The sequence below is a fragment of the Xanthobacter sp. NM-25 genome (assembly GCF_022138605.1).
In the GTDB taxonomy this organism is placed as follows: domain Bacteria; phylum Pseudomonadota; class Alphaproteobacteria; order Rhizobiales; family Xanthobacteraceae; genus Xanthobacter.
In genome coordinates, this window is record NZ_JACBFS010000004.1 from 105,427 (window position 1) to 128,891 (window position 23,465).

General features: G+C 67.1%; 15 protein-coding genes and 3 tRNA genes. 9 read left to right on the top strand and 9 right to left on the bottom strand.

What is annotated here, in order from left to right; all coding sequences use genetic code 11:
* The first annotated feature begins 93 nt into the window (after positions 1-93).
* From MEU52_RS12190 to MEU52_RS12210, 5 genes are all read left to right on the top strand, one after another.
* Positions 94-169 (top strand) — tRNA-Ile (locus tag MEU52_RS12190).
* Between the two features lie 333 nt (positions 170-502).
* Entirely contained in the window at positions 503-1,204 is a 702-nt protein-coding gene (locus MEU52_RS12195) for a gluconate 2-dehydrogenase subunit 3 family protein (RefSeq protein WP_238122564.1), read from the top strand.
* Between the two features lie 3 nt (positions 1,205-1,207).
* A complete protein-coding gene (locus tag MEU52_RS12200; RefSeq protein ID WP_443266828.1) occupies positions 1,208-2,980 on the top strand; it encodes a GMC family oxidoreductase in 1,773 nt (590 codons plus the stop codon).
* A 19-nt stretch (positions 2,981-2,999) separates the two neighbouring features.
* Entirely contained in the window at positions 3,000-4,346 is a 1,347-nt protein-coding gene (locus MEU52_RS12205) for a c-type cytochrome (protein WP_238122565.1), read from the top strand.
* A gap of 296 nt (positions 4,347-4,642) precedes the next feature.
* Positions 4,643-6,889, top strand: coding sequence for a PepSY domain-containing protein (locus tag MEU52_RS12210; RefSeq protein WP_238122566.1), 2,247 nt, complete (start codon positions 4,643-4,645; stop codon positions 6,887-6,889).
* 7 nt (positions 6,890-6,896) lie between these two features.
* On the opposite strand, the gene MEU52_RS12215 is transcribed toward MEU52_RS12210, so the two are convergent.
* The 9 genes from MEU52_RS12215 to MEU52_RS12255 all read right to left on the bottom strand — a co-directional run bounded on the left by MEU52_RS12215 (position 6,897) and on the right by MEU52_RS12255 (position 16,646).
* On the bottom strand, positions 6,897-7,994 hold the full coding sequence (locus MEU52_RS12215) for an alpha-hydroxy acid oxidase (RefSeq protein WP_238122567.1): 1,098 nt from the start codon (positions 7,992-7,994) through the stop codon (positions 6,897-6,899).
* Positions 7,991-8,656 (bottom strand): tetratricopeptide repeat protein, encoded by a 666-nt coding sequence (locus MEU52_RS12220; RefSeq protein ID WP_238122568.1) that lies wholly within the window; start codon positions 8,654-8,656, stop codon positions 7,991-7,993. Before MEU52_RS12220 ends, MEU52_RS12215 begins: the two co-directional genes overlap by 4 nt.
* Entirely contained in the window at positions 8,653-9,339 is a 687-nt protein-coding gene (locus MEU52_RS12225) for a Fe2+-dependent dioxygenase (protein WP_238122569.1), read from the bottom strand. Before MEU52_RS12225 ends, MEU52_RS12220 begins: the two co-directional genes overlap by 4 nt.
* Before the next feature lie 57 nt (positions 9,340-9,396).
* The gene (locus MEU52_RS12230; RefSeq protein ID WP_238122570.1) at positions 9,397-11,688 is read right to left on the bottom strand and encodes a TonB-dependent receptor; all 2,292 of its coding nucleotides are present in this window, start codon (positions 11,686-11,688) and stop codon (positions 9,397-9,399) included.
* A gap of 349 nt (positions 11,689-12,037) precedes the next feature.
* Positions 12,038-13,519, bottom strand: a complete 1,482-nt coding sequence (locus tag MEU52_RS12235; protein WP_238122571.1) for a glycosyl transferase family protein — start codon at positions 13,517-13,519, stop codon at positions 12,038-12,040.
* Between the two features lie 284 nt (positions 13,520-13,803).
* Positions 13,804-13,879, bottom strand: a tRNA-Asn gene (locus tag MEU52_RS12240).
* A 127-nt stretch (positions 13,880-14,006) separates the two neighbouring features.
* Complete coding sequence (locus tag MEU52_RS12245) at positions 14,007-15,842, bottom strand: ABC transporter ATP-binding protein (protein ID WP_238122572.1); 1,836 nt, start codon at positions 15,840-15,842, stop codon at positions 14,007-14,009.
* 198 nt (positions 15,843-16,040) lie between these two features.
* Positions 16,041-16,114, bottom strand: a tRNA-Cys gene (locus tag MEU52_RS12250).
* Positions 16,115-16,199: 85 nt separating this feature from the next.
* Positions 16,200-16,646 (bottom strand): group III truncated hemoglobin, encoded by a 447-nt coding sequence (locus tag MEU52_RS12255; RefSeq protein WP_238122573.1) that lies wholly within the window; start codon positions 16,644-16,646, stop codon positions 16,200-16,202.
* Positions 16,647-16,889: 243 nt separating this feature from the next.
* On the opposite strand from MEU52_RS12255, the gene MEU52_RS12260 reads away from it, so the two are divergent.
* The 4 genes from MEU52_RS12260 (at position 16,890) to MEU52_RS12275 (ending at position 23,297) form a co-directional block, all read left to right on the top strand.
* The gene (locus MEU52_RS12260) at positions 16,890-17,561 is read left to right on the top strand and encodes a protein-L-isoaspartate O-methyltransferase family protein (protein WP_238122574.1); all 672 of its coding nucleotides are present in this window, start codon (positions 16,890-16,892) and stop codon (positions 17,559-17,561) included.
* Between the two features lie 160 nt (positions 17,562-17,721).
* Positions 17,722-19,113: a TolC family outer membrane protein gene (locus MEU52_RS12265; RefSeq protein ID WP_238122575.1), complete on the top strand. Its 1,392-nt coding sequence runs from the start codon at positions 17,722-17,724 to the stop codon at positions 19,111-19,113.
* Positions 19,114-20,015: 902 nt separating this feature from the next.
* Positions 20,016-20,273, top strand: coding sequence for a PopZ family protein (locus tag MEU52_RS21970; protein ID WP_238122576.1), 258 nt, complete (start codon positions 20,016-20,018; stop codon positions 20,271-20,273).
* A gap of 240 nt (positions 20,274-20,513) precedes the next feature.
* Positions 20,514-23,297: a valine--tRNA ligase gene (locus MEU52_RS12275; RefSeq protein ID WP_238122833.1), complete on the top strand. Its 2,784-nt coding sequence runs from the start codon at positions 20,514-20,516 to the stop codon at positions 23,295-23,297.
* The last annotated feature ends 168 nt before the right edge of the window (positions 23,298-23,465 follow it).

A 23,465-nucleotide genomic window follows, 5' to 3' on the forward strand; every position in this document is an offset into this window, starting at 1 on the left:
CACCGGCGGCGGGCGGCACGGTTGTTCCGCGCCCCAAGGGTTGCTAGATCCTGTGAGACCTTATGACCTGCGACTCCCATTCGCAGATCATCTGGGCCTGTAGCTCAATGGTTAGAGCTGACCGCTCATAACGGTCTGGTTGCAGGTTCGAGTCCTGCCAGGCCCACCACAAATCCGGTTGTGGGCGGATGCTGCTCCACTTCCGCGATGCCTGATCGGTTTCGTCCACGATTCTTTCTCCCCCTGGGACGATGGCGCCATGCCCGGCGGGTGCCGCGCCCGATGATACCGCAAGCCCACGGAATCACGTTGATTCAAACGTAATCGGTGGCCCGTCGCGGCGGCCGGACTCGCAGCAGTTGCCGCAAGATGTGAAGCGTGCGGCACTTGCCTTGCCGAATCAAAGGAATAGTAAAGATCAAGTCGCTCGGCGCGCGCGAATCGTCGCGGGTGCCGAACCCAGTTCGATCACTCCCGGCTCGTCCGGTGAAAGGACCAGGCAATGACGGATCTGCCAGGCCGCCCCTCGCGGCGCGGCTTTCTCAAGGGCTCGGTCGCGAGTGCGGCGCTCCTTCCCCTGGCGGTTCCCGCCCAAGCGGAAACCCTCCCGGATCTCCCTCCGCTCGATCAATACAAGCCGCAATATCTCACCGCTCCGGAGTGGGCGTTCGTCATGGCAGCCTGCGCGCGCCTGATTCCCTCGGACGGCAACGGACCGGGGGCCATCGAGTGCCGCGTCCCGGTGTTCATCGATCGGCAACTGGCCGGGGCGTTCGGCAAGGCCGAGACCTGGTACATGGAAGGCCCGTTCGAGCCGGCGGCGGATCCGCGCCTCGGCTATCAGAGCCCGCTCACGCCCGCAGAGGTCTATCGCAAGGCCATTCCGCTGTTCGATGCCTGGTGCGCCGATCATCATGGCGCTGGCTTCGCCAAGCTGACGGCGGAGAAGCAGGATGCCGCACTGACGTCCTTGCAGAAGGGCGAGGTCGGGCTGGCGCCCGAGCAGCGCGACTTCTTCAGCCTGCTGTTGCAGAACACGAAGGAAGGCTATTTCGCCGACCCGAGCCACGGCGGCAATTACAAGATGCAGGCCTGGGTCTACATCGGCTTTCCCGGCGCCCGCGGGGCCTTCCCCGAGTGGGCTGGACGGGAAAACGTCAAATACCCGCTGGGCCCGGTCGCCCTCGATGGAAAGAGGGCCTGAGCCATGGCGACGCGAACCGATCCCAAGAAGGACGTGGTCATCATCGGGCTGGGCTGGACTGGCTCTATCCTCGGCATGGAGCTGGCGCAGGACGGGCTGGAGATCCTGGCGCTGGAGCGCGGGGCGGACCGCAACACCGTGCCGGACTTTCAATATCCGGACGCCTTTGACGAGCTGAAATACGGCATCCGCTATGGCCTGATGCAGAAGCCGGCGCAGTCCACCTTGACCGTGCGCCGCAATCTCACGGAAACGGCGCTACCCTACCGGCACCTCGGTGCCTTCCTGCCGGGCGATGGCGTGGGCGGAGCCGGCGTGCACTGGAACGGCCAGAGCTGGCGCCCGCTCGAGGTGGAATATCGCCTGAAATCCTATGTGGAGGAAGCGTTCGGCGCCAACATCATGCCCGAGGGCATGCAGATCCAGGACTGGGGCGTCACCGCCGCGGAAATGGAACCGTTCATGAACAAGTTTGAACGGGTGGCCGGCATCTCCGGCAAGGCGGGCAACATCAAGGGGCAGATCCAGGAGGGTGGCAACCCCTTCGAGGCCGAGCGTTCGGAAGACTATCCGCTGCCTCCCTTGAAGAATACCTGGGACTCCGAGCTGTTCGCGGATGCCGCCAGTAAGCTCGGCTATCATCCCTTCCCACGCCCCTCCGCCAATGCCAGCCGGGCCTATGTGAACGACTATGGCATGCAGCTCGGCCCTTGCAATTACTGCGGATTCTGCGAGCGGTTCGGGTGCAACAACTATTCTAAGTCATCCCCGCAGGTCTGCATTCTCGATGCGCTCAAGCGCAAGCCCAACTTCGCCTACAAGACCCGCTGCGAAGTGCTGAAGATCGAGAAGGCGCAGGACGGGAAAACCGCGACCGGCGTGACCTATTTCGACGAGAACTCCGGTGACACGGTGTTCCAGCCGGCGGATGTGGTGCTGGTCTGCGCCTTCTCGCTGCACAATGTGCATCTCCTGCTGCTTTCGGGCATCGGGCAGCCCTATGACCCGGTGAGCGGGGAAGGGGTGGTTGGTCGCAACTATGCCTATCAGATGACCGGTGGCACCGGCCTCTGGTTCAAGGACAAGGTGTTCAACCCGTTTGTGGGCACCGGCTCCGGGGGCATGTCCATCGATGACTTCTCCATCGGCCAGATCGACTTCGCCAAGGAGGGCTTCATCGGCGGCAGCTACATCACCGGCTCCCACACCGGCGGGCGGCCCATCCAGCAGCTGTCTATGCCTCCGGGCACGCCGAGCTGGGGCGCCGGATGGAAGCAGGCCGCGGGCGACTGGTATGGGCACAACATGTCCATCGGCTCGCACGGCTCCAACATGTCGTATCGCGACTGCTACCTGGACCTTGATCCCACCTACAAGGATCGCCACGGCCGGCCGCTCATGCGCATGACCTTCGACTGGAAGCCGAACGACATCCGCATGACGCAGTTCATGAAGGGCAAGATCGAGGAGATCGCCCGCAGCCTCAAGCCGGACAAGATCTCCGCCGGCTACAAGGCGGACGGGTCCCATTTCGATGTGCGCCCCTATCAGTCGACCCACAATGTGGGCGGCGCGGTGATGGGCACGGACCCCAAGACCTCAGCCATCAACCGCTATCTGCAGAGCTGGGATTGTCACAACGTGTGGGTCATGGGCGCCTCCGCCTTCCCCCAGAACACGCAGTACAACCCCACGGGGCCGCTCGGCGGCCTGGCCTATTGGGCGGCCGAGGCGCTCCGCAAGGACTACCTCAAGTCGCCCCGGCCGCTGATGTGATGTGAGGGAGAACAAGACCATGTCCAAACTTCTTCGCATCCTCGTCGGACTGGTGGTGCTCGGGGTGGTCGCGTTGCTGGCGATCATCTTCGTGCCCCCGCAACTGACCAAGCCCGTGCAGGCCCTCCCGGCCGATTGGAAGCCGGCAGCGGGGCAGGGCCAGTACGCGGCCCGCATGGCCGACTGCGCAGCCTGTCACACGGCGCCCGGCGGCAAGCTGCTCGCCGGTGGCCTGGCCATCAACAGCCCCATGGGGACGATCTGGGCATCCAACATCACGCCCGATAAGCAGACAGGCATCGGCAACTGGACCCTCGACCAGTTCCGCGCCGCCCTGGTGGATGGGGTGGCGCCCGGCGGCGTGCATCTCTATCCGGCCATGCCGTACGAGAACTATCGCAAGCTCTCGGAAGAGGACATCCGCGCCATCTACAGCTACCTCATGACCGAGGTGCCTGCGGTGGCGAACAGGGTGCCGGAGACCAAGCTGGCTTTCCCGTTCAACCAGCGCTGGGGCATGCGCCTCTGGAACTGGGTGGCGCTGGGCAAGCCGGGCTTCGAGCCCAAGCCGGAGAAGATCGCGGCGAGCGCGCAGCTCAGCCGTGGCGCGTATCTGGTGGAAGGGCCCGGGCACTGCGCGGCCTGCCACAGCCCGCGCACGCTGATCATGTCGGAGGATGGCACCAATCCCACGTCGCCGGCCTTCCTCACCGGGGGCACCATCGGCGGCTGGTCGGCGCCGGATCTGCGCACCGCGCATTCGGCCCTGCAGCAGTGGTCGGATGCGGACCTCAAGGCGTATCTCATCAGCGGGCGTAACAGCCATACGGCGGTCGCAGGTGAGATGACACTGGTGGTGGGCGACTCGCTCCAATACATGACCGACGACGACGCGAACGCCATGGTGGCGTTCCTGCGGGCGATCTCCGATGTGCCGCACAAGCCGATGCCGGCGCCGTCTCCGGCCAGTCTCAAGGAGAGCCTGGGCGATCGGTTGGCGGCCGCAACAGGACCCACAACCGACAAGCTGAAGTCGGCACGGGATCTCACCCACGGCGAGTTGCTCTATCTCGACAATTGCAACGCCTGCCACATGGTGGACGGGCGCGGCGCCGAGGGGGTGTTCCCCTCCCTCGTGGGCAACAGCATCGTCACCGCCAAGCAGACCACCGGCCTCATCGACGTCATTCTCAATGGCGCCGAGATGCCGTCCACCATCACCCGGCCGGAAAAGCTGCGGATGCCGGCCTTCGCCGGTCGTCTGTCCGATGCGGATGTGGCGGCCCTGACCACCTTCCTGCGCACCGCCTGGGGCAACAGTGCTCCCGCCGTTACACCGGAGGCGGTCGCCGCGCAGCGGCACTGACGTCCGGCGCCAACCACACGATCCGCCCGCTCGGACACCATGTCCGAGCGGGCGGATCGCCTCCAAGGCTGCGGCTGAAGGCGTTGCCGTCGGCGCAACTTGGACCGGTTAAAAATCATCCTGTTTGACATTGCCAAGGGCCAAAACCAGACAAGTAGACGGCCTCTTTAGTCTCTCCACTTGCTCAAGAATTTGCCCGTTATGTTCTATTGTTTTCTCTCGCATCCTTTGCGGGTGCGCGCTTGCTTTTGCCATTCCATGGGTCGCCACTCGCCTGCCCATGGGGGCACCCGGTGATGAGCGCGACCGTGGTTGCCCGCGGCCGGGCCGTTTCCATGGGCGGGTTGCGCAAGGCGCTCCGTTTTGCGCATCGCTGGCTGGCGCTGCTGCTGACGCCGGTGTTTCTGGCGGTCATCCTCTCCGGGGCCGTGCTCTCGCTGAAGCCGGTGGTGGCCGAGTGGTCGGCGACCCCAGCCGAGAGCGTGAGGGTGGATGTTCCGGCTCTGGTGGTGCTGGTGGAGGGGCTTGAGCGTCTGGGGCCGATGGACAGCCTGAGCCTGGTGGCTGACGGGACCGCGGTGGATGTCCGCGGGCGCGCTGCGGGCCTCACCGGGCGCTGGGACCTGGCTTCCGCCGCGCGGCGCGGCGAGGCCTCGCTCTGGCCGGATGTCTTTCGCACGGCCGAACGACTGCACAAGGCCTTGCTGGTGGGTCTCGCGGGTGTGGTGGAGGCGGCGACCTATGTGATGCTGGCGGTGGTGCTGGTGGGGCCGCTGCTGGCGTGGCTGCGCTTCCGCAACACCCTCCTGGGCTGGCATACGGCGGTCGGCTGGCTGTTGTTCCCGCTCATCGCTCTGTCGCCCGCCACCGCGATCCTGATGACGCTGCATGTGGGGCAGGGCGGTGGGCCAGGGCAGGCGCCACGTCCATCCCGCGCTGACGCGCCGGCGAGCATGAGCGCAGCCCTGGCGCTGGCGGCGGGCAAGCTGGACCTCACCGGGTTTCGTGGCGCACGGCGCGTGCGGGGCGGTGTGGTGATGGTGCAACTGGCGCGGCCCGGTCCCTCTGTCCACATGGTCAGCGGGCGGGGCGTCAGCGCCCTTACGCGTCCACCCAATCTGGTGAAGCAACTGCACGAGGGCACCTGGGGCGGCGCCTGGTCCGGCCTCCTCAATCTCCTGGCTTCGGGCGCCTTGCTGCTGCTGACCGTCACCGGGCTGTGGTCGTGGCTCGCACGGGCCATTCGGCGGAGGCGACGCGGGGCGCTCGCGGGCAATATTCTGGTGGCTTATGCCAGCCAGACCGGTACCGCCGCCCGCCTCGCCACCGCCACCCGCGATGGCCTGGTGGCGGGCGGCGAGAGCGTGGCACTGGCGCCGCTCGGGTCGCTCACCCCCGCCCAGTTGCGGGGCTTTCCACTCATCTTGCTGGTCGCCTCCACCACCGGCGATGGCGAGGTGCCGGACGGAGCAAGGCGGGTACCTCAGTGCTTAGCTGAGGACAATCTGTCGGGCACCCGGATCGCGGTTCTGGCGCTCGGCGAACGCCATTATGCGCACTTCTGCCGGGGCGGGGTGATCCTGCGCGATGCTCTGGTGGCCGCCGGCGCGCGCGAGGCGTTGCCCTTGGCGCGGGTGGATGGCGATCCGAAGGCCGGGTGGTCCCACTGGATCGACGGCCTGCGCGACACCCTCCGTCTGCGCTGGGCCGGTCAGCCGCGCATTGAGGCCGGTGTTCCGGTCCGCCTTCGGCTGTTGGAGCGCCAGCGCCTGGATGACCCCACTGCGGGGGAAACACGGGAGACCTGGAGCCTCGCCTTCGCCGCGGATCGCGACGTGGCGTTTCGCCCGGGTGACCTGCTGCGCCTGACCCCGCCGGAGGGCGGGCGGGCCCGCGCCTATTCCATCGGCAGTTCCAGCCGGTTGGAGCCGCGGGTCATTCGCCTCACGGTGGGGCTCCACAGTTGGCGGGATGCCATGGGCTCTACGCAGCTCGGCGAGGTTTCGGGATTTCTCGTGCGCAGCCTGGCCGTAGGCGGGCAGCTTGTCGCCGATCTGCAGCGTCACCCCGCGTTCAATCCCCCCGAGGACGAGGCACAGCCGCTGCTGATGATCGCCACCGGCACCGGCATCGCGCCGTTCCCCGGTTTCGTGGCGGAACGGGCGGCCAGTGGGCGGGCGGGCCCGGCGTGGCTGATCTTCGGGAATCGTCACCGCGCGGGCGACCATCTGTGGGCAGAGGCGTTCGGTGCCGCCCTGCGGGATGGGAGCTTGACCCGCTGCGACACGGTCTTCTCCCGTGACAGCGAGGGGGCCGGCTATGTCCAGCATCGCCTGCGGGAGGCGGCGGATGAGGTGGTCCATTGGCTGCAGAACAAGCAGGCGCGGGTCTACATCTGCGGTGCGGGCGCCATGGCCCGTGCCGTTGAAGAGACCCTGACGGAGATCTTGGCCCAGGCCACGGTGCTGCCCATAAACGTCGCTGCGGTCGAAATCGCGCGCTGGCGCGCCTCGGGGCGCCTGCGCGTCGATGCCTTCGACTGAGGGGGGCTCAGCGCGGCGAGACAGTGCTTGCCGCCAGCACGCCGGCGTCGATGTCGGAGATGCGCGGACAGCCGGTGAGGGCCATGGCCGCCTCGAGCTCGGTGCGCAGCACCGTCAACAGGTGGGCGACGCCGGCCGGGCCGCCCACCGCAAGGGCATGCAGAACCGGCCGCCCCAGCAGCACGGCGCGCGCACCCAGCGCCAGCGCCTTGAGAATGTCGGTGCCGCGCCGGATGCCGCCGTCGACAAGAAGAGGCACCCGGCCATCAATGGTGGCGGCCACATGGGGCAGCATCTCCAATGCAGCGGGCGTGCTGTCGAGGACACGCCCACCATGATTGGACACGATGATGCCGGCGCACCCGACGGCCACCGCCTGCTCCGCGTCGTTCGGGGCGAGGATGCCCTTCGCCAGCACCGGCAGCGCCGTCGCCGCGCACACGGCCGCCAGCGTGTCCCAGGTGGGGGCATGGGCCAGAAGACCTTGGAACACCGGGCTGCCCGGGGCCATGGCGGGGCCATCGAGGGGCGCCATGTCCCGAAGGTGCACGGCCTCGATGTGGGCAGGCAGGCGAAAGCCGGCGCGCTGCTCCATGTTGCGGATGCCGTTCAAGGGCGCATCCACCGTCATCACGATGGCGCGGCACCCCGCCGCCTCCGCCCGCCGCAGCAGCCGTACCGTGTCGGGCCAGCGGGGCTGGGCATAGAGCTGGAACCACAGGTGCGCGCCATCGATGGCCGCGAGGGTTTCCACCGGCGTGCTCGACAGGGTGCTGACGATCATCGGCGTGCCGGTGAGCGCGGCGCCCAGCGCGGTGGCGGCCTCGCCGTCCGGGTGCACCAGCTTATGATAGGCGGTGGGCGCAAGCCCCAGCGGGAAGGCGAACGGTGTCCCGAACAGCGTGGTGGCAGCCGAGGCCTGCCGCATGTCGCGCAGAACGCGGGGCATCAGCAGGTGCCGGTCGAAAGAGGCGCGGTTGCGGGCGGCGGTGAGACCGTCGGCGGCGCTTCCGTCCACATAGGCCCGCACCGCCGGGTCGACGCGGGCGGCGAAATAGTGCTCATAATCCTGGGCGCAGACGCAGTCGGCGGGCACCGTCATCATGCGCACCGGGCCTCCAGCTGACCGCGCCGGGCCGCCTGCTCCGCCAGTGCGCGGATGCGGGGATCGGGCTGATCGTGCAGGAGCTCGGCCATGGCGCGGAACAGATCGCCGAAACCGTGGGCGAGGGCGCGCTCCAGCCAGAGGCAGGCGCTGGCGACATCTCCGCCGCCCAGCAGCAGCCGCGCGAGGTTCAGCGCGCCCCAGCCGTCTCCGCCTTCCGCCGCGGCCTCATAGAGGGCCGCGACATCGCGGAGCGTGGGCCCGGAAATCCGCCCGTCCTCGTACAGCAGGCCGAGCATGGTCAACGCCTTGCTGTTGCCCTTCCGGGCCGCGCGCACATAGAGCCCGTGCGCGGCCTCGTCACTTTGCGGCACGCCGATGCCACGCAGGTGGAGATCGGCCAGATTGAACATGGCCCAGCCGTCCCCCAGATCCACTGCGCGTTGATAGTAATGCGCCGCCCGGGCCGGATCGGCGGCGATGCCCCAGCCCCGTTCATGGCAGCGCCCGAGCATGTTGAAGGCCTGCGGATCGCCGCTGCGGGCGGCGGCGCGGAACCACTCCAGGGCGGCGGCCGGCGCACCGCGGTCGAGCTCCATCTGTCCCAGCGCCAGCTGCGCCTCGGCGAGGGTCGGGGCGGCGGGGCCCTGCGCCGCGCTCACAGCTCGGCCCAGCGACGCAGAAGGTTGTGATAGTGGCTGACGAGCCGCTGCACGGCCGGGTCGTCATCGCCCACCCGTTGGCGCAGCTCGATGATCGCCACATCGAGATCATAGAGCATGGCCCGCTGCCCATCGTCCCGCACCATGGATTGGGCCCAGAAGAACGCCGCCCGCCGGCTGCCGCGCGTCACCGGGGTGACGCGGTGCAGGCTCGATGCGGGATAGACCACCATGTGGCCGGCCGGCAGCTTCACCTCCTTGGCGCCGTAGGTATCCTCGATCACCAGGGCGCCGCCGTCATAGTCGTCGGGCTCCGACAGGAACAGGGTGGTTGAGACATCAGCCCGCAACTGCTGGCCGGAACCACCGGGAAGCGCGCGAATGGCGTTGTCCGTGTGCAGGCCGAAGGTCATGCCCGCGTCGTAGCGATTGAACATGGGCGGCAACACGCGCAGCGGCAACACCGCCGAGGTGTAGCTGGGGCAACGGCCGAGGGCTGTCAGCACCATTTGTCCGAGGGCCAGGGCCTGCGGGCTGTCCGGCGCCAGCTGGGCGTTGTTCTTCACCCGCGCGGCGAGGGTGCCGGCGGTGGCGCGGCCGTGCACCCACTCCGACCGATCGAGCAGGTCGCGGGCGGCGCGGAGCTCCTCCGCGTTCAGGACATTCGGGATCGTCAACAGCATGGGCGATGGCCATGCGCCCCCACCGGAAAGGGCGGGGACGCATGGCACGAGCCTCCTTCAGAATGTCGTGCCGATATTGAACATGAAGGTCCGCCCCGAAGCAGGAACCACGCGCGCCACGTTGAACGACGAGGTGTAGTTCTGATGATCGGTGAGGTTGTAGGCGTTGAGCGCCATGCGGAGTTTCTTGTCGTGGGTTTCCAGGGACACCATGGCGTCGAGCGAGAACGTCTCGGGCACGCGGCCGGTGTTGGCGGCATCGGACCAATAGGCCGAGGCATAGCGCACACCGCCGCCCACCATCAGCTTGGTGTCGGGGTGCACCAGGGTTTCGAGGTCGTAGCTGGTCCAGGCCGAGAAATTGTTCGTCGGCACATTGGGCGCCACATTGCCGATCTGCGCGATGGTCGACGAATAGGTGGTCTCGCCATCAAGGTAGGAATAGCCGAGATTGACCATCCACTGCTGCGTGACGAGACCGTTCAGGCCGAGCTGCACGCCCTGCACCCTGAGGCCGAGGCCGGCATCGGAGAAGCCGGGCGTGATGTCGCCGGTGGTCGGATCGACGGCGTAGGAATTCTCCTTATCGACCCGGAACACCGCGGCCGTGGCCCCCAGCCGGCCGTTGAGGAAGTTGGCCTTCACCCCGAGCTCATACAGGTCCGAGCTTTCCGGCTCGCTGTTGACGGTGTCCTGCGGCACTTCCGACCCAGAACCTCCGGTTGCCGCGGCCACGTCGGTGCCGATGGGGCGGTAGGTCCGCGAGAAGGAGGCGTAATAGGTGTAGTTGCGCGAGGGCTCGTAGATGATGCTGACAGCCGGGCTGAATTCCTGCGCCGATTGCGAGCCGCCGATGCCCGCCACGACGCCATTGAACTCGCTGTTGAAATAGTCCCAGCGCACGCCGGCCTGCACGGACAGCTGCTCCGTGAACCAGAGCCGATCGCTGGCAAACAGACCGATGTCTGTGGCATTGGCCAGCCGCGCATTGACGCCGTTATAGTAGAACCAGGTCTGCGGGTAGAGATAGCGCGGGTTGATGATCATCTGATCATTGACGCGGTTAACCGCGGTCATCATGTGCCGCTGATCTTCCTGATAGACGGTGTCGATGCCGACGATCGCCTTGTTCTTGAAGCCGCCGACCGAGAATTCAAAGCGGCCCGAGGCGACGTTCTGGAAGCCCCAGCCGGTCTGGTTGTAGGTCATTCCGCCGCCGGCCCCATAGCTCAGCCGGTAGTTGCCGCCGCTCAGAATGGTCGCCGCGCAGGTGCCGGTGCACGCCGACGGGTTGGTGGCGCTGAAATCCCGGGCATAGACGGAGAAGCGGGTGTCGTTATTGAAGGTGAACCAGTTGTTCACTTCCTTCGAGAAGTTGGACGTCACCACCTGCACGTCGGTGATGTCGCGATTGAAACTGCGGGCGTAAGACGTCGCGGAATCGTAGCTGACCAGGCCGAAATCGGTGATGGGCCGCACGATGCCGTCTTTCGCGGTGACGAACGGCACGCCCATGTCAGGCATGCTGTCGCCATGCAGATACATGTAGTTCAGGAACCAGGTGGTGTCCGTGCCAAGTCCGAAACCGATATTGGCGGCGATGCCGGCCCGATCGGTGAAGATGTTGTTGCGGTCCGCCACGTCCTGCTTGTTGTAGACAGCGTTGAGTCGGATCGCCGTCTTCTCGTCGATCTGGTAGTTGCCATCAATGGTGGTGCGATAGAGCGGGCCGGACCCCAGCTGCTGGTCGATGCTGGTGACGTTGCCGCGATGCGCCCGCTTGGTGGTCTGGTTGATGAGGCCGCCGGCATTGCCAACGCCGAAGGCCTCGCCGTTCGGCCCCATGATCACCTCGACGCTTTCAGTGTCGAACATGTCGTGGGTGTAGATGCCGAAGTCTCGCAGGCCATCGGAATAGATGTCGCCGCGGGCGGGAATGCCGCGAATGCGGAACTGGTCGCCGGCCGGGCCGCCATTACCCTCGCCAGAGGACATGGTGATGCCCGGCACGTTCTGCAGCGCCTGGCCCAGAGTGGTGATCTGCTGCTGCTGGATGAGTTCCTGCGGAACGACGGTGATGGTCTGCGGCGTGTCCTGAACCGTAGTCGGAAGACGGGCGATGCCCAGCGAGGCGAAATTGGTGTTGCCCTGTTCGGCCGCCTGCACCTCGACCGTGTCCAGTTCCACCACGTTCGGTGAATCCCGCCGGGTGGTGCTGGTATTCGCGCTATCCGCTTCCTGGGCCAATGCCGCCATAGGCAGCACGGTGAAGCCCAACAACGTGCCCGCCGTCGTTCGCGCCCCGGAAATGAGGGGTCTGAGGCACAGGTCCGAGCCATCCCGTTGCATGATATGCTCCTAAGAATACTTATAAATTGTGCGCCAGAATTCAGTGAATGTCTGGAAATGACCGGAGCATTACGGATCGTGTCTCAACGTATCAACGCGCATAATTCAGAGCGCTTCTAAATGCACCATGACGCACGATGCCGGGGTATCGGAAGGGATCATTCCACCCTTTGTGGTTCAGGAGGAGCGGCGATGCACCCCCGCTCGCGCGCGGATGAGGTGGATCGCGCGATTTAGAAAATGAATTGAAAACAATAGCTTGTTCCCACTTCGGTGGGGTAGCTGAAACGGAGTGTTGCCGAAATGACACAGGGTGGGCTGCGGTTCCGCAAGGTCCACAGCCGGAGCGTCAGTTCCTGTCGCGCGCGGCCCAAAGCTCCGATGCCCGCTGGCGGGCGTCATCGAAGGTGATCCCTGAGTCTGCATCGAGACAGAGGAGGGCGGTTGCCGCCGTGGCGATGACGATGCTCTCGGCGCGCGGATCGCGAACGGTGCCGCGCCATACCGCGCTCCAGTGCTCCATGCTGGTGAAGGGCGTGCGATCCCGCGAGGCGGGTGCGGGCAGGCTGGCGACGAAGTCGTCGCGCGGAACCCCGTCCACCAGCCGATGGATGGTGGTGGCGCGGAATGGGTTGAATTGGGCCACGTCTCGCGAATTGTCGATCATCGCCAGGTGTCGCTCACCCAGCAACACGGCGGTGTCGCGGTGGATCTCTTGATAGGAGGGCTTGCCCACGCCCAGCAGGGTGGCGCGGGCAGGCACCGGCTGCAGCAGATGCACCAGCTCATGGGCCGGCGAACGCGTCTCCGTGAGCGCATGGAGACCGAGCAGCCGGAACAGCTGCGGCGAAAGAGCAGGCAAGGGCAGATAGGCGATGGCGTGCGCGCCAAGCGCCGCCTCCAGCTGTGCAGGTGTGCGGCAGGAAACGATGCCCAGCAGGTCCGCCACCACGCTATGGCGCCCCGCCGTGAGGCCGCTGCCGCTGCTGCCGTGGAGCACCACCCGATATCCGGCCCGGGCCACCAGGCTGGCGGCTTGGAAAAACCACGGCGGACGCTGGTCTCGCGGGGAGATGTAGCAGGGCCAGTCCAGATCGGCGCGCAGATGATCCGGCCGCCCGAAGCGGGTTGAGACGTGTTGCCGGGCCGCTCTGACGAAGCCGGCCAGCTCCGTCGCGGTCGTGCCCTGCAGATGAATGAAGCTGAGGAACGCGCCCACCTGCACCGGATCCGCCGCGCCATCGAGGATGATCGACATGGCCGTCTGGGCCTGCTCCACATCGAGGCTATGGCCCGGTGCCTTGCGGCGGCCGGCGACGGTGCCGATGAGCTGGGCGAGCTGCGCGTGCGGCGGCGTCTCGGCTTTGTCTGGCTCCTGCCGCCGGCCCGCCGGCTCCGCGTCCTGCTTGAGCGTGGCGGATGCGACCGCCAACTGAGGCACTGTCTCGGGATAGGGCACGTTCCAACGACGGTCGAAGGGTGCGGGCTTGTCCGCTGCGCTGCCGGTCGCGGGATCGGCAAAGACGGCGTCGATGTCGCGGACGATGTCGCGAATCTGTGGGCGCAGGCTTTCCGCCTTGGGGGTAGGCACCAGCCCTCGGCCCGAACGGATCAGCAAGGTATCGTCGAGCGCGGTGCGCAGCTCGCCGAGAATGCGGCTCACGCCCGATGGCTGCAGGCCAAGCTGCCGCGCCGCCGCTGTCACACTGCGGGTCGTGAGAAGGACATCGAGAACATAAAGCAGCCGTCCTCGGCCGAGCGCATCTGAGCGCTCAGGGCTGGGTTCGGATTCTGACATTTCGCGCGTCGCGGGGCCGCCCGGAGGCTGCATGGCCACCTCCCCTTCACGGTTGAAAGAGCCATGCATACAGGCGCTGCAGGTGCCGCGCCAAGCATCCGCAGGTGGTCTGCCGCCCCGGTCGCCACATCGGGCGCTGAGCCGATCGCCATTCCGTCAATGGACAGCAGAGTTTGCAGGGAGGAGGTATGCAGCTGCTCGCCACTTCCCCTGCGTCAGACGCAGGTGTCAGGAATGGCGTAGTGCGGCGGGGACACCGCGGAACGGCAGATTTGCGAGTCTGGAAAGAGAAACGCCGGTGCGCGGCGTTTGAGAGATGGCTCCCCGAGCAGGACTCGAACCTGCGACCATTCGATTAACAGTCGAACGCTCTACCAACTGAGCTATCGGGGAACAGGTCGTTTCCGACCGAGGCCGGCGATATAGCAATCCCCCGCGGGCTTGTGAAGCCCGAAAGCGGAGGTTTTCCGCTTCCGGGCCCCATTGGGTGTGCACAAGTGCGCTGCGTCGGGTGCCGAAATCAAGCGCGCAGAAGCGCTTGCGGATCATCGCCGCCCGTGGGTTCCGGCGGCGTGGACTCGTGGGCGAACTGGATGTGGTAGAAGCCGAAATAGCGCCCACGCTTGGCCAGAAGCTCGTCGTGCGTGCCCGATTCCATCACCCGGCCGCCTTCGATCACGCAGATCTTGTCGGCCCCCACCACGGTCTGCAGGCGATGGGCGATGACGATGGTGGTGCGCTGGCGCTGCAGCAGCTGCAACGCTTTCTGCACCTCAGCTTCCGACTCGCTGTCGAGGGCGGCGGTGGCCTCGTCGAGCAGCAGGATCGGCGCGTCCTTCAGGAAGGCGCGGGCGATGGCGATGCGCTGGCGCTGGCCGCCGGACAATTGCGCGCCATGCTCGCCCACATGGGTGTCGTAGCCGCCTTCAAAGCCCATGATGAAGTCATGGGCATGGGCGGCGCGGGCGGCGGCGATGATCTCGTCTTCGCTGGCGCCGGGGCGGCCATAGCCGATGTTGTCGCGGATGGAGCCGGAGAACAGGTAGACATCCTGGCTCACCAGCGCCACCGCGGAGCGCACCGAGCGGCGGGTGACGGTGCGGGTGTCCACCCCATCGAACAGCACCGCGCCGCTCTGCGGCTCGTAGAAGCGCTCGATGAGGTTGATGACGGTGGTTTTGCCGCCGCCCGATTGGCCCACCAGCGCCGTGGTCTGGCCGGGCTCGGCTACCAGGTCGAGACCGCGCAGCACCGGCTCGCCGGGGCGATAGCCGAATTCCACATGCTGCAGCTCCACTCGCCCCTGAGGACGCGGCAGGTCGGGCGTGCCCGGGGGATCGAGCTCGGGTGCGGGCGAATCGAGCAGCTCGAACAGCATGCGCGCGCCCATCAGGTGGTTCACCAGCTCCACGTGCAGGCGGGCCAGGCGCTTCGCTGGCTCATAAGCCAGCAGCAGCGCCGTCAGCACGGAGAAGAACTGCCCTGGCGAGCGCCCCACCACGATCACGTTATAGCCCGCGTAAAGGATGACGCCGCCGATGGCGAGGCCGCCCAGGCTCTCCATCAGCGGGCTGGACTTCGCCTGGGTGCGCACGAGCCGGTTGGCGTTCTTCTCCACCTCGTCGATATAAGCGTGGGTGCGCTGAAGCATCTCCGGCTCCAGCGTGTAGGCCTTCACCGTGCGGATGCCCTGGAACACCTCGAGGGCGATGGACGAGAGCTTCACGCCGGACTTGAACCCGGTGGTGAAGATGGTCTTGGCGCGACGGATGAGCTTGCGGGTGCCGAACACCGCCGCCGGCATCACCACCAGGGCGATGATCGCCAGGAACGGATCCTGGAAGATGGCCACCGCGGCCAGCATGAGCAGCGAGAGCAGGTCGCGGCCGATGCTCGCCACCACCAGGTTGAGGGTTCCGCGGGCGCCGTTGGCACCGGCATTGAAGCGGGATGAGACCTCGGCCGTGTGACGGGTGGCGAAATAGCTCACGTCCTGCCGCAGCAGCTTGTCGAACGCGCGCTTCTGATTGTCGGCCACGATGCGGTTGCCGATCCGCGCCATGGTGATGCTCTGCCCGTAGGTCGAGGCGCCCTTGATCACCGACAGAACCATCACGACGATAGCCACCGCCCAGACGGCGGCGGGGGTGGGGGCCACGAAGATGGCGTCCACCGCATCCTTCATCAGATAGGCGAGGCCCGCGGTGCAGGCCCCCATGGTGGCCATGAAGGCGAAAGCGAGAGCGTAGCCTTTCCAGTGCCGCTTGCCGTCCGAGAGCAGAAGGCGGCGCAGGATGCTTACCGTCTCATCATTGCTCACGGGCTCCCGCGGCGGGGGGGCCGATTTTGCGTTCATGCGGTTCTCCGGCGGTCGGCAAATGCGCACCGCTTGGTGCGTTGTTGAACCGCCGCGGTCGTTTCAAGTCAATGCGCGTGCGCTCAAGGCGGAGCCGCGAGAGGCCCGTTCCGGCGGATCCGATCCGTGGTGAAGGATGGGCAGAGCGGGCTGCGAGGCCGAAGTGGCCGGGCCGGACGGCGGTTCTCCGGGCTGCCGTGGAGGCCACGGAGGGAATCGAACCCCCGTACACGGATTTGCAGTCCGCTGCGTAACCACTCCGCCACGTGGCCTCACGAGCTGCGCTTCATAAGGGGTTCGTCGCGGGGGCGCAAGTTGGGGCAGGGCGCAATCCCGGGCTTTGTGCAAAAGCCCGGCTCAGGCCTCCGCCTCGCTGGGCAGCGGCGCCATGCGGGTGACGTCGCCGCCGGCGTGCATGGCAATGCCGATGCGGAAGCTGTTGGCCATCCGCTCCGCGTGGGCGATGGCGCGGGCGGCGTCTTCCGGTGGCAGGGTGGCCCGCGCCACCGGGCGGAACAGGGCCAGCCAGCGCAGGAAATGCGCATCGTTCAACGGCCCCAGCGTGGTGTGCGGGGGCAGGGGACGGCCATCGTAACGCTTGGTCTTCAGCAGCACTGACGACCAGAAATCGCACATCTTGGCGAGGTGCACGGGCCAGGCTTCGGCGGCGATGTGCGCCATGAAAACCGGTCCGATGAGCGGATCGGCACGCACCACGTCATAGAAGCCGTGCACCAGATCATGCACCGCCTGCTCGGTGGTGGCGGCGGGGCGCCCGGCGGCGGGAGAAAGGGGGGCGGTCATGGCGAAGGCTCCGGCATCGGCTCCCCCTGGGAGAGCGCCCGGAAGGTTGACGCCGCATGCGCCGGGCCGGCAAGTCCGGGCTGCCCCCGTGCGACGGCCTGCCACAGCGCGGGTTTGCCTTTCGGCCGGCGGCCGACCCCTGATGGCGCCTTGCAAAAGGGGCGGCAATGTGGCTCTTGAACTCGAACTGACCCGGCGGGCTAGCCAGACTGATGCCCGCGCGCTGAGGTCCGGAGGGATGACATGATCGATTTCGTCGAGCTTCGCCGTGGCATGGTGGACGCCCAGGTTCGCGCCAACGACGTGACCGACCACCGCATCGTCGGCGCCATGCTCGAAATCCCGCGGGAGAAGTTCGTGCCCGCGCCCCTCAAGTCCCTGGCCTATATCGACGACGATCTCATCATCCGCCCGGCGCAGGGGCGCACCCCGGCCCGCTATCTGGTGGAGCCCATGGTGGTGGCGCGGCTGATTCAGCTCGCCGATGTGCAGGAAAAGGACCACGTGCTCGATATCGGGGCAGGCACCGGCTACACCGCCGCCGTGCTGTCGCGGCTGGCGCAGCAGGTGGTGGCGCTGGAGGAGGACGCGGAACTCGCGGCCGCCGCCACCAAGACCCTGGCTGAGCTTGGGGTGGACAATGTGGCGGTGATGCAGGGCCCGCTGGTGGCCGGCTGGCCCGCGGAAGCCGACTATGACGTGATCTTCGTGAACGGCGCCGTGGATCTGATTCCCCCGACCCTGTTCGGTCAGCTCAAAGAGGGCGGGCGGCTGGTGACGGTCTTCGGCCAGGGCGGTGCCGGTCAGGCCCGCCTTTATACGAAGGTGTCCGGCCAGGTGTCTGAATGGCCGGCTTTCAACGCCGCCGTGCCGCGCCTGCCCGGCTTCGAGGCCGCGCCACGCTTCGTTTTCTGACACTTCTGTGGCCTGTTTGCCGCGGTCAGGCGAAAAGCGACGGGTAAATCGAACCGATCGGTTTCCCAAGCGGTGAGCTGCGGATATGTTGCCAATCCGTTACCGCACGACGGGTGCATGCAGCGTATCTTTACCGTCGTGCAGGGCCCAGGAGATATAGATGTCGCTTGCGACGAGCTTTCGCCGAGACGTAATCGCTATCCTGGCGGGGGTCGGCGCCGTCATTGTGACGGCGTCCGGCGCGGGGGCGCAGCCTCTCGATTCGGCGCTTGCCTCGGCTTACGTCAACAATCCGACCCTGAACGCCCAGCGCGCCGGCACGCGGGCGGTGGACGAAAGCGTTCCTCAGGCGCTCTCCGGCTACCGGCCGACCTTGTTCGGGAGCGCAGCCGTAGGGCCAGCCGGCGTGCGCCAGCAGGCGACCGGCTCGCCACAGCAAAATGGCACCTTGTGGTCGCGGACCTTCGCGCTGACCGCGACTCAGACGATTTTCAACGGCTTCATCACCGCCAATTCGACCCGGTCGGCCGAAAGCCAGGTGCGTGGCTCCCGCGAGACCCTGCGGAACACGGAGCAGGCCGTCCTCCTGAACGGCGTCACCGCTTACATGGATGTCATCCAGGCGATCGCGCTCCTGGATCTGCAGCACCAGAACCTGGCCGCCCTCGAACAGGAACTGCGCGCCACCCGCGACCGCTTCAACGTGGGTGAGGTGACCCGTACCGACGTGGCGCAGGCCGAGGCCCGCGTCGCCGATGCGCAGTATCAGGTGAGCCAGGCGGTCGCGAATCTCAGCTCCGCGCGCGGTGTTTATCGTCAGGTGATCGGTGTGGAGCCGGGCAAGCTCACCACGCCCCGCTCCATCGAATGGATGCTGCCGAACAATCTCGGCAAGGTGGTGTCCGCGGGTCTTTCGACTCATCCGGCGGTCAAGGCATCAGAGTTCGCGGTGGACGCGGCGACCTTCCAGGTGAAGGTGGCCGAGGGCGCGCTGATGCCCAATCTGAATGTGCAGGGCCAGCTGTCCCAGGCCAACGACACCTCGCTGTCGGTGCAGTCCCTCGGCTCGGCGGCGGTGACGCTCAACCTGTCGGTGCCGATCTACCAGGGCGGCGTGGAGTACGCGAACATCCGCCAGGCGAAGGAGCTGCTGTCGCAGGCCCGCATCGAGGTGGATGTGAACCGCGACGCCATCCGCTCCCAGGCCGTGCAGTACTGGGGCGCTTTGGAGGCGACCAAGGTGCAGATTCAGGCGGCGCAGGCCTCGGTCGCGGCGAACACCCTGGCCCTGGAAGGCGTGCGTGAAGAGTGGCGCGTCGGCCAGCGCACCACCACCGACGTGCTGAACGCACAGCGCGACCTGACCAACTCGCGCTCCGCGCTGGTGATCGCCCAGCGCGACCGGGTGGTGGCGGCCTATTCTCTGGTGTCCACCATCGGCAAGCTCGACGCCCAGTCGCTCAAGCTCAAGGTCAACGTCTACAACCCGGCTGTGCACTATCATCAGGTGCGCGACAGCTGGGCCGGCGTGCGCACGCCCGACGGTCAATAGCGGGAAAGCGGGGGGAGGGCGCTGGCACGATCTCTGTCGCCGGTGTCATACTCCTGTCCTGATGGTGATTCTGGGGTGGGCGGCGCCGGGATATGAGCGCCACCTGCCGCCACGGCCGGGGTTGCGACATGCCTGCTAATCCGAAGGCGCAAGAGCCGTCGATGGAAGAGATTCTCGCGTCCATCCGTCGCATCATCGCCGATGACGATCCGTCGCGTTCCGCCTCCTCGGCCGATCTGGCGCGCCCGGCTCCGGAACGGCGTGCCGCACCGTCTGGCGGAGCGGCAGGGGCTCGTGCTGCGCGGCCCGGGGACGCACGACCCGCGCCGGTGCAGGCCATGCCTGCGCACGCCGTCACGGCACCCCCCGCCACTCCACACCCCATGCCGCCCCTCCCTATGCGGGCACGGCTGGCGGAGCCGCCGGCGGCGCACAGCCGGGAGCGGCCGCCGTCTCCGGTCGCCGGGGGCCGGTATGCGGCCGAGCCGCAGGACGAGTTGCACCACCGCCATGAGCATCCTCAGGCCCCTGGACCGGAGGATGACACGCTGAATGACCTGAGCGATGGGGCGGACGCCTGGCTTGAACCGCCGATGGCGGCGCAAGGTGGACGTGCGGGCAGCGCAGCCGTGGGCCGCGCCGCAGCGGATGGAGGTGCGCGCCCCATGCTCCGTCCGATGACCGCGCGTCGCCATCGCGAAAGCCCCGCTGTCGCCGCGCGACCGGTGGGCTGGCGCCCGGAGGCCGAGCGGACCGATCGCGCTTGGCATGGCGAGGACGCTGCAGGTGGCGAGGATGTCCGCGAAGAGGAGCTCCGCGATAGCGGCCGCCGCACGACGCAGACTGCGACAGGGCCCACGCCGGCCACTTCGCCGTTGGATCGCCCCCCAGCCCCGCCGAGAGTGGCGGCGCCGGATGAAACGCCCGGCGTTCCGCTGCCGCGGCGGGATCTGCTCTCGCCGGCGGTGGATGCGGCCGTTTCGGCCGCATTCCGCTCCCTTGGTGATCTGGTCTTGCCCCAGCAGGAGCGCACCATCGAGGATCTCGTGAAGGAGATCCTGCGGCCGATGCTCAAGGCGTGGCTGGATGAAAATCTGTCCGGCATCGTGGAGCGCGCGGTCCGGGCCGAGATCGAGCGGGTCACCAGCAACCGGCGCTAGGCCGGCCATTCCCATCCAAGCCGGGCTCCGGCGCGCTGTGTCGCGGGGCAGGGGCGAGGCAGGGGCGGGGTTGCGTCTTCGGTGCACGCAGGGCGGCCTTGTGAGCCGCCGCTGTTGACCTTTGCCGGGTGCTGCGGCTTAACCCCATCTGAAACCATCCTGTCCCTAGCGCGACGGATGCCGGCACGGCCTGGGCGTCGCCCGGGCCTGCGGGGCGTCGCGGCCGCGGAGCTCATGTCCATGCTCGAGAAAGTGTTCGATCCCGCATCCGTCGAGGCCCGCATTGCCGAGGCTTGGGAACAGGAAGGCGCGTTCCGCTGCGGGCGCCCCGAGCGCAAGGACAAGCCGGGCTTTTCCATCGTCATCCCACCGCCGAACGTCACCGGCTCCCTGCACATGGGCCACGCGCTCAACAACACGCTGCAGGACATCCTGGCCCGCTTCGAGCGCATGCGCGGCAAGGACGTGCTGTGGCAGCCGGGTACCGACCATGCGGGCATTGCCACGCAGATGGTGGTGGAACGCCAGCTTGCGGCGCAGCAGCAGCCCGGCCGCCGCGATATGGGCCGCGCCGCCTTCATCGAGCGGGTGTGGACCTGGAAGGCCGAGTCGGGCGGCACCATTGTCGGCCAGCTGAAGCGGCTCGGCGCCTCCTGCGACTGGTCGCGCGAGCGCTTCACTATGGACGAGGGTCTGTCGCGCGCGGTCCTCAAGGTGTTCGTGCAGCTCTATCGTGAGGGGCTGATCTACAAGGACAAGCGTCTCGTCAATTGGGACCCTAAGCTCATTACCGCCATCTCGGACCTCGAAGTGGTGCCGGTGGAGATGAAGGGCAATCTCTGGCATCTGCGCTACCCCATCGAGGGGGAGAAGGGCCGCTTCATCATCGTCGCCACCACCCGCCCGGAGACCATGCTGGGCGATACGGCGGTGGCGGTGCACCCGGATGACGAGCGCTATCGGGACCTGATCGGCAAGAACGTCATCCTGCCCCTGGTGGGCCGCCGCATTCCCATCGTCGCCGATGAATACTCCGACCCGGAAAAGGGATCGGGCGCGGTGAAGATCACGCCGGCGCACGATTTCAACGATTTCGAGGTGGGCAAGCGCCACAGCTTGCCCATGATCAACGTGCTCGATGCCGAGGCACGCATCGACATCTCCGGTATCGCGGATGATCGCGCCGAGCGCCCGGAGGCCTATGTGGAGCCGGTGGACGCCGGCGTGCTGGAGCACCTGGGCGGGCTCGACCGCTTTGCGGCGCGCAAGACCATCGTCGAGCTGCTGACCAATCTGGAGCTGCTGGAGAAGATCGAGCCGCACACCCACATGGTGCCCCACGGCGATCGCTCCAACGTGGTCATCGAGCCCTGGCTCACCGACCAGTGGTATGTGGACGCCAAGACTCTGGCGCAGCCGGCCCTGGCGGCGGTGCGTGAGGGCCGCACCAGTTTCGTGCCGAAGAATTGGGAAAAGACCTATTTCGAGTGGCTGGAGAATATCCAGCCCTGGTGCGTCTCGCGCCAGTTGTGGTGGGGCCACCAGATCCCCGCCTGGTATGATCCCTTTGGCAACGTCTTCGTCGCGCTGGATGAAGACGAGGCCTTCGAGCAGGCCCTCAAGCACAATGTGGGCAACGAGACGCTCTCCGCCGAAGAGGCCGAAGCGCTGATCGCCGATGCCGATAAGCGCGCGGGCTTCCTCACCCGCGATGAGGATGTGCTCGACACCTGGTTCTCCTCCGCGCTGTGGCCCTTCTCCACCATGGGCTGGCCGGATGAGACCGAGGAACTGAAGAAATTCTATCCCACCAGCGTGCTGGTGACGGGTTTTGACATCATCTTCTTCTGGGTCGCCCGGATGATGATGATGGGTCTGCACTTCATGGATGGCGAAGTGCCGTTCAAGGACATCTACATCCACGCCCTCGTCCGCGACGAGAAGGGGGCCAAGATGTCGAAGTCGAAGGGCAACGTCATCGACCCGCTGGACCTCGTGGACAAATACGGCGCCGATGCCCTGCGCTTCACTTTGGCTGCCATGGCGGCCCAGGGCCGGGACATCAAGCTCGCCACCTCGCGGGTGGAGGGCTATCGGAACTTCGCCACCAAGCTCTGGAACGCGGTGCGCTTCGCCCAGATGAACGGCTGCGTACGGGGCGCCGGCTTCGATCCCGCCAAGGTGGACGGCACCCTCAACCGCTGGATCATCGGCGAGGCCGCCCGCGCCGCCGGCGAGGTGCAGGAAGCCATCCTCGCCTATCGCTTCAATGACGCGGCGGGCGGCATCTACCGCTTCCTGTGGAACGTGTTCTGCGACTGGCACCTGGAGCTCGCCAAGCCGGTGCTGTCCGGGCCGGATGGCGCCGCCAAGGACGAGACCCGCGCCACCACGGCCTATGTGCTGGATGTGGCCATGGCGCTGCTGCACCCCTTCATGCCCTTCCTCACCGAAGAGCTGTGGGCCGAGACCGGCAAGGAGGGCCCCGCGCGCGAGAGCCTGCTGGCGCTGGCGCCCTGGCCGGACCTCGCGGGCCTGGAGGCCCCCGATGCGGAGGCCGAAGTGGGCTGGGTGGTGGATCTCGTCACCGAGATCCGCTCCGTGCGCGCCGAAATGAACGTGCCGGCCTCCGCCCAGGTGCCGCTCGTGCTGGTGCAGCCCTCGGCCGAAACGGCTGCCCGCGCCGCCCAGTGGGACGATGCCCTGCGCCGGCTGGCGCGGCTCGAAGACATCACCATTGCCGACGCTATGCCCGGGGAGTCGGTGCAGATGGTGGTGCGCGGTGAGGTGGCGGCGCTGCCGCTGGCCGGAGTGGTGGACCTCGCCGCCGAGCTGGTCCGCCTGAAGAAGGAAGAGGGCAAGCTCGACCAGGAAGTGGCCCGCATCGACGGCAAGCTCTCCAATGAGAGCTTCGTGGCCCGGGCCCCGGAAGAAGTGGTCGAGGCCGAGCGGGAGAAGCGCGCCGAATATCTCCTGCGCAAGGAGAAGGTGCGCGCCGCCATCGGCCAGCTGTCCGGCGCCTGAAACGGGCTGTGAGCGGCCCGCCGCGCGGGGGTCGCTCCCAGCCGCGAGTCGCAAGGGAACCGCCAGGGTTGGGGGCTGACGGCTGTGTGACGGCAAAGTCACACCGCCACCCTTTCCCGGGTTCCGCCGGCCCGGCCGCCGCAAACGCCGCGATCCCGCCACAAAACG

What these genes read in the sequence shown, in the direction of transcription:
- MEU52_RS12245 (WP_238122572.1), bottom strand. Translation starts at nt 15,842, where the DNA reads ATGAACGCAAAATCGGCCCCCCCGCCGCGGGAGCCCGTGAGCAATGAT.
- MEU52_RS12255 (WP_238122573.1), bottom strand. Translation starts at nt 16,646, where the DNA reads ATGACCGCCCCCCTTTCTCCCGCCGCCGGGCGCCCCGCCGCCACCACC.
- MEU52_RS12210 (WP_238122566.1), top strand. Translation starts at nt 4,643, where the DNA reads ATGAGCGCGACCGTGGTTGCCCGCGGCCGGGCCGTTTCCATGGGCGGG.
- MEU52_RS12215 (WP_238122567.1), bottom strand. Translation starts at nt 7,994, where the DNA reads ATGATGACGGTGCCCGCCGACTGCGTCTGCGCCCAGGATTATGAGCAC.
- MEU52_RS12195 (WP_238122564.1), top strand. Translation starts at nt 503, where the DNA reads ATGACGGATCTGCCAGGCCGCCCCTCGCGGCGCGGCTTTCTCAAGGGC.
- MEU52_RS12225 (WP_238122569.1), bottom strand. Translation starts at nt 9,339, where the DNA reads ATGCTGTTGACGATCCCGAATGTCCTGAACGCGGAGGAGCTCCGCGCC.
- MEU52_RS12230 (WP_238122570.1), bottom strand. Translation starts at nt 11,688, where the DNA reads ATGCAACGGGATGGCTCGGACCTGTGCCTCAGACCCCTCATTTCCGGG.
- MEU52_RS12200 (WP_443266828.1), top strand. Translation starts at nt 1,208, where the DNA reads ATGGCGACGCGAACCGATCCCAAGAAGGACGTGGTCATCATCGGGCTG.
- MEU52_RS12235 (WP_238122571.1), bottom strand. Translation starts at nt 13,519, where the DNA reads ATGCAGCCTCCGGGCGGCCCCGCGACGCGCGAAATGTCAGAATCCGAA.
- MEU52_RS12275 (WP_238122833.1), top strand. Translation starts at nt 20,514, where the DNA reads ATGCTCGAGAAAGTGTTCGATCCCGCATCCGTCGAGGCCCGCATTGCC.
- MEU52_RS12260 (WP_238122574.1), top strand. Translation starts at nt 16,890, where the DNA reads ATGATCGATTTCGTCGAGCTTCGCCGTGGCATGGTGGACGCCCAGGTT.
- MEU52_RS12265 (WP_238122575.1), top strand. Translation starts at nt 17,722, where the DNA reads ATGTCGCTTGCGACGAGCTTTCGCCGAGACGTAATCGCTATCCTGGCG.
- MEU52_RS12205 (WP_238122565.1), top strand. Translation starts at nt 3,000, where the DNA reads ATGTCCAAACTTCTTCGCATCCTCGTCGGACTGGTGGTGCTCGGGGTG.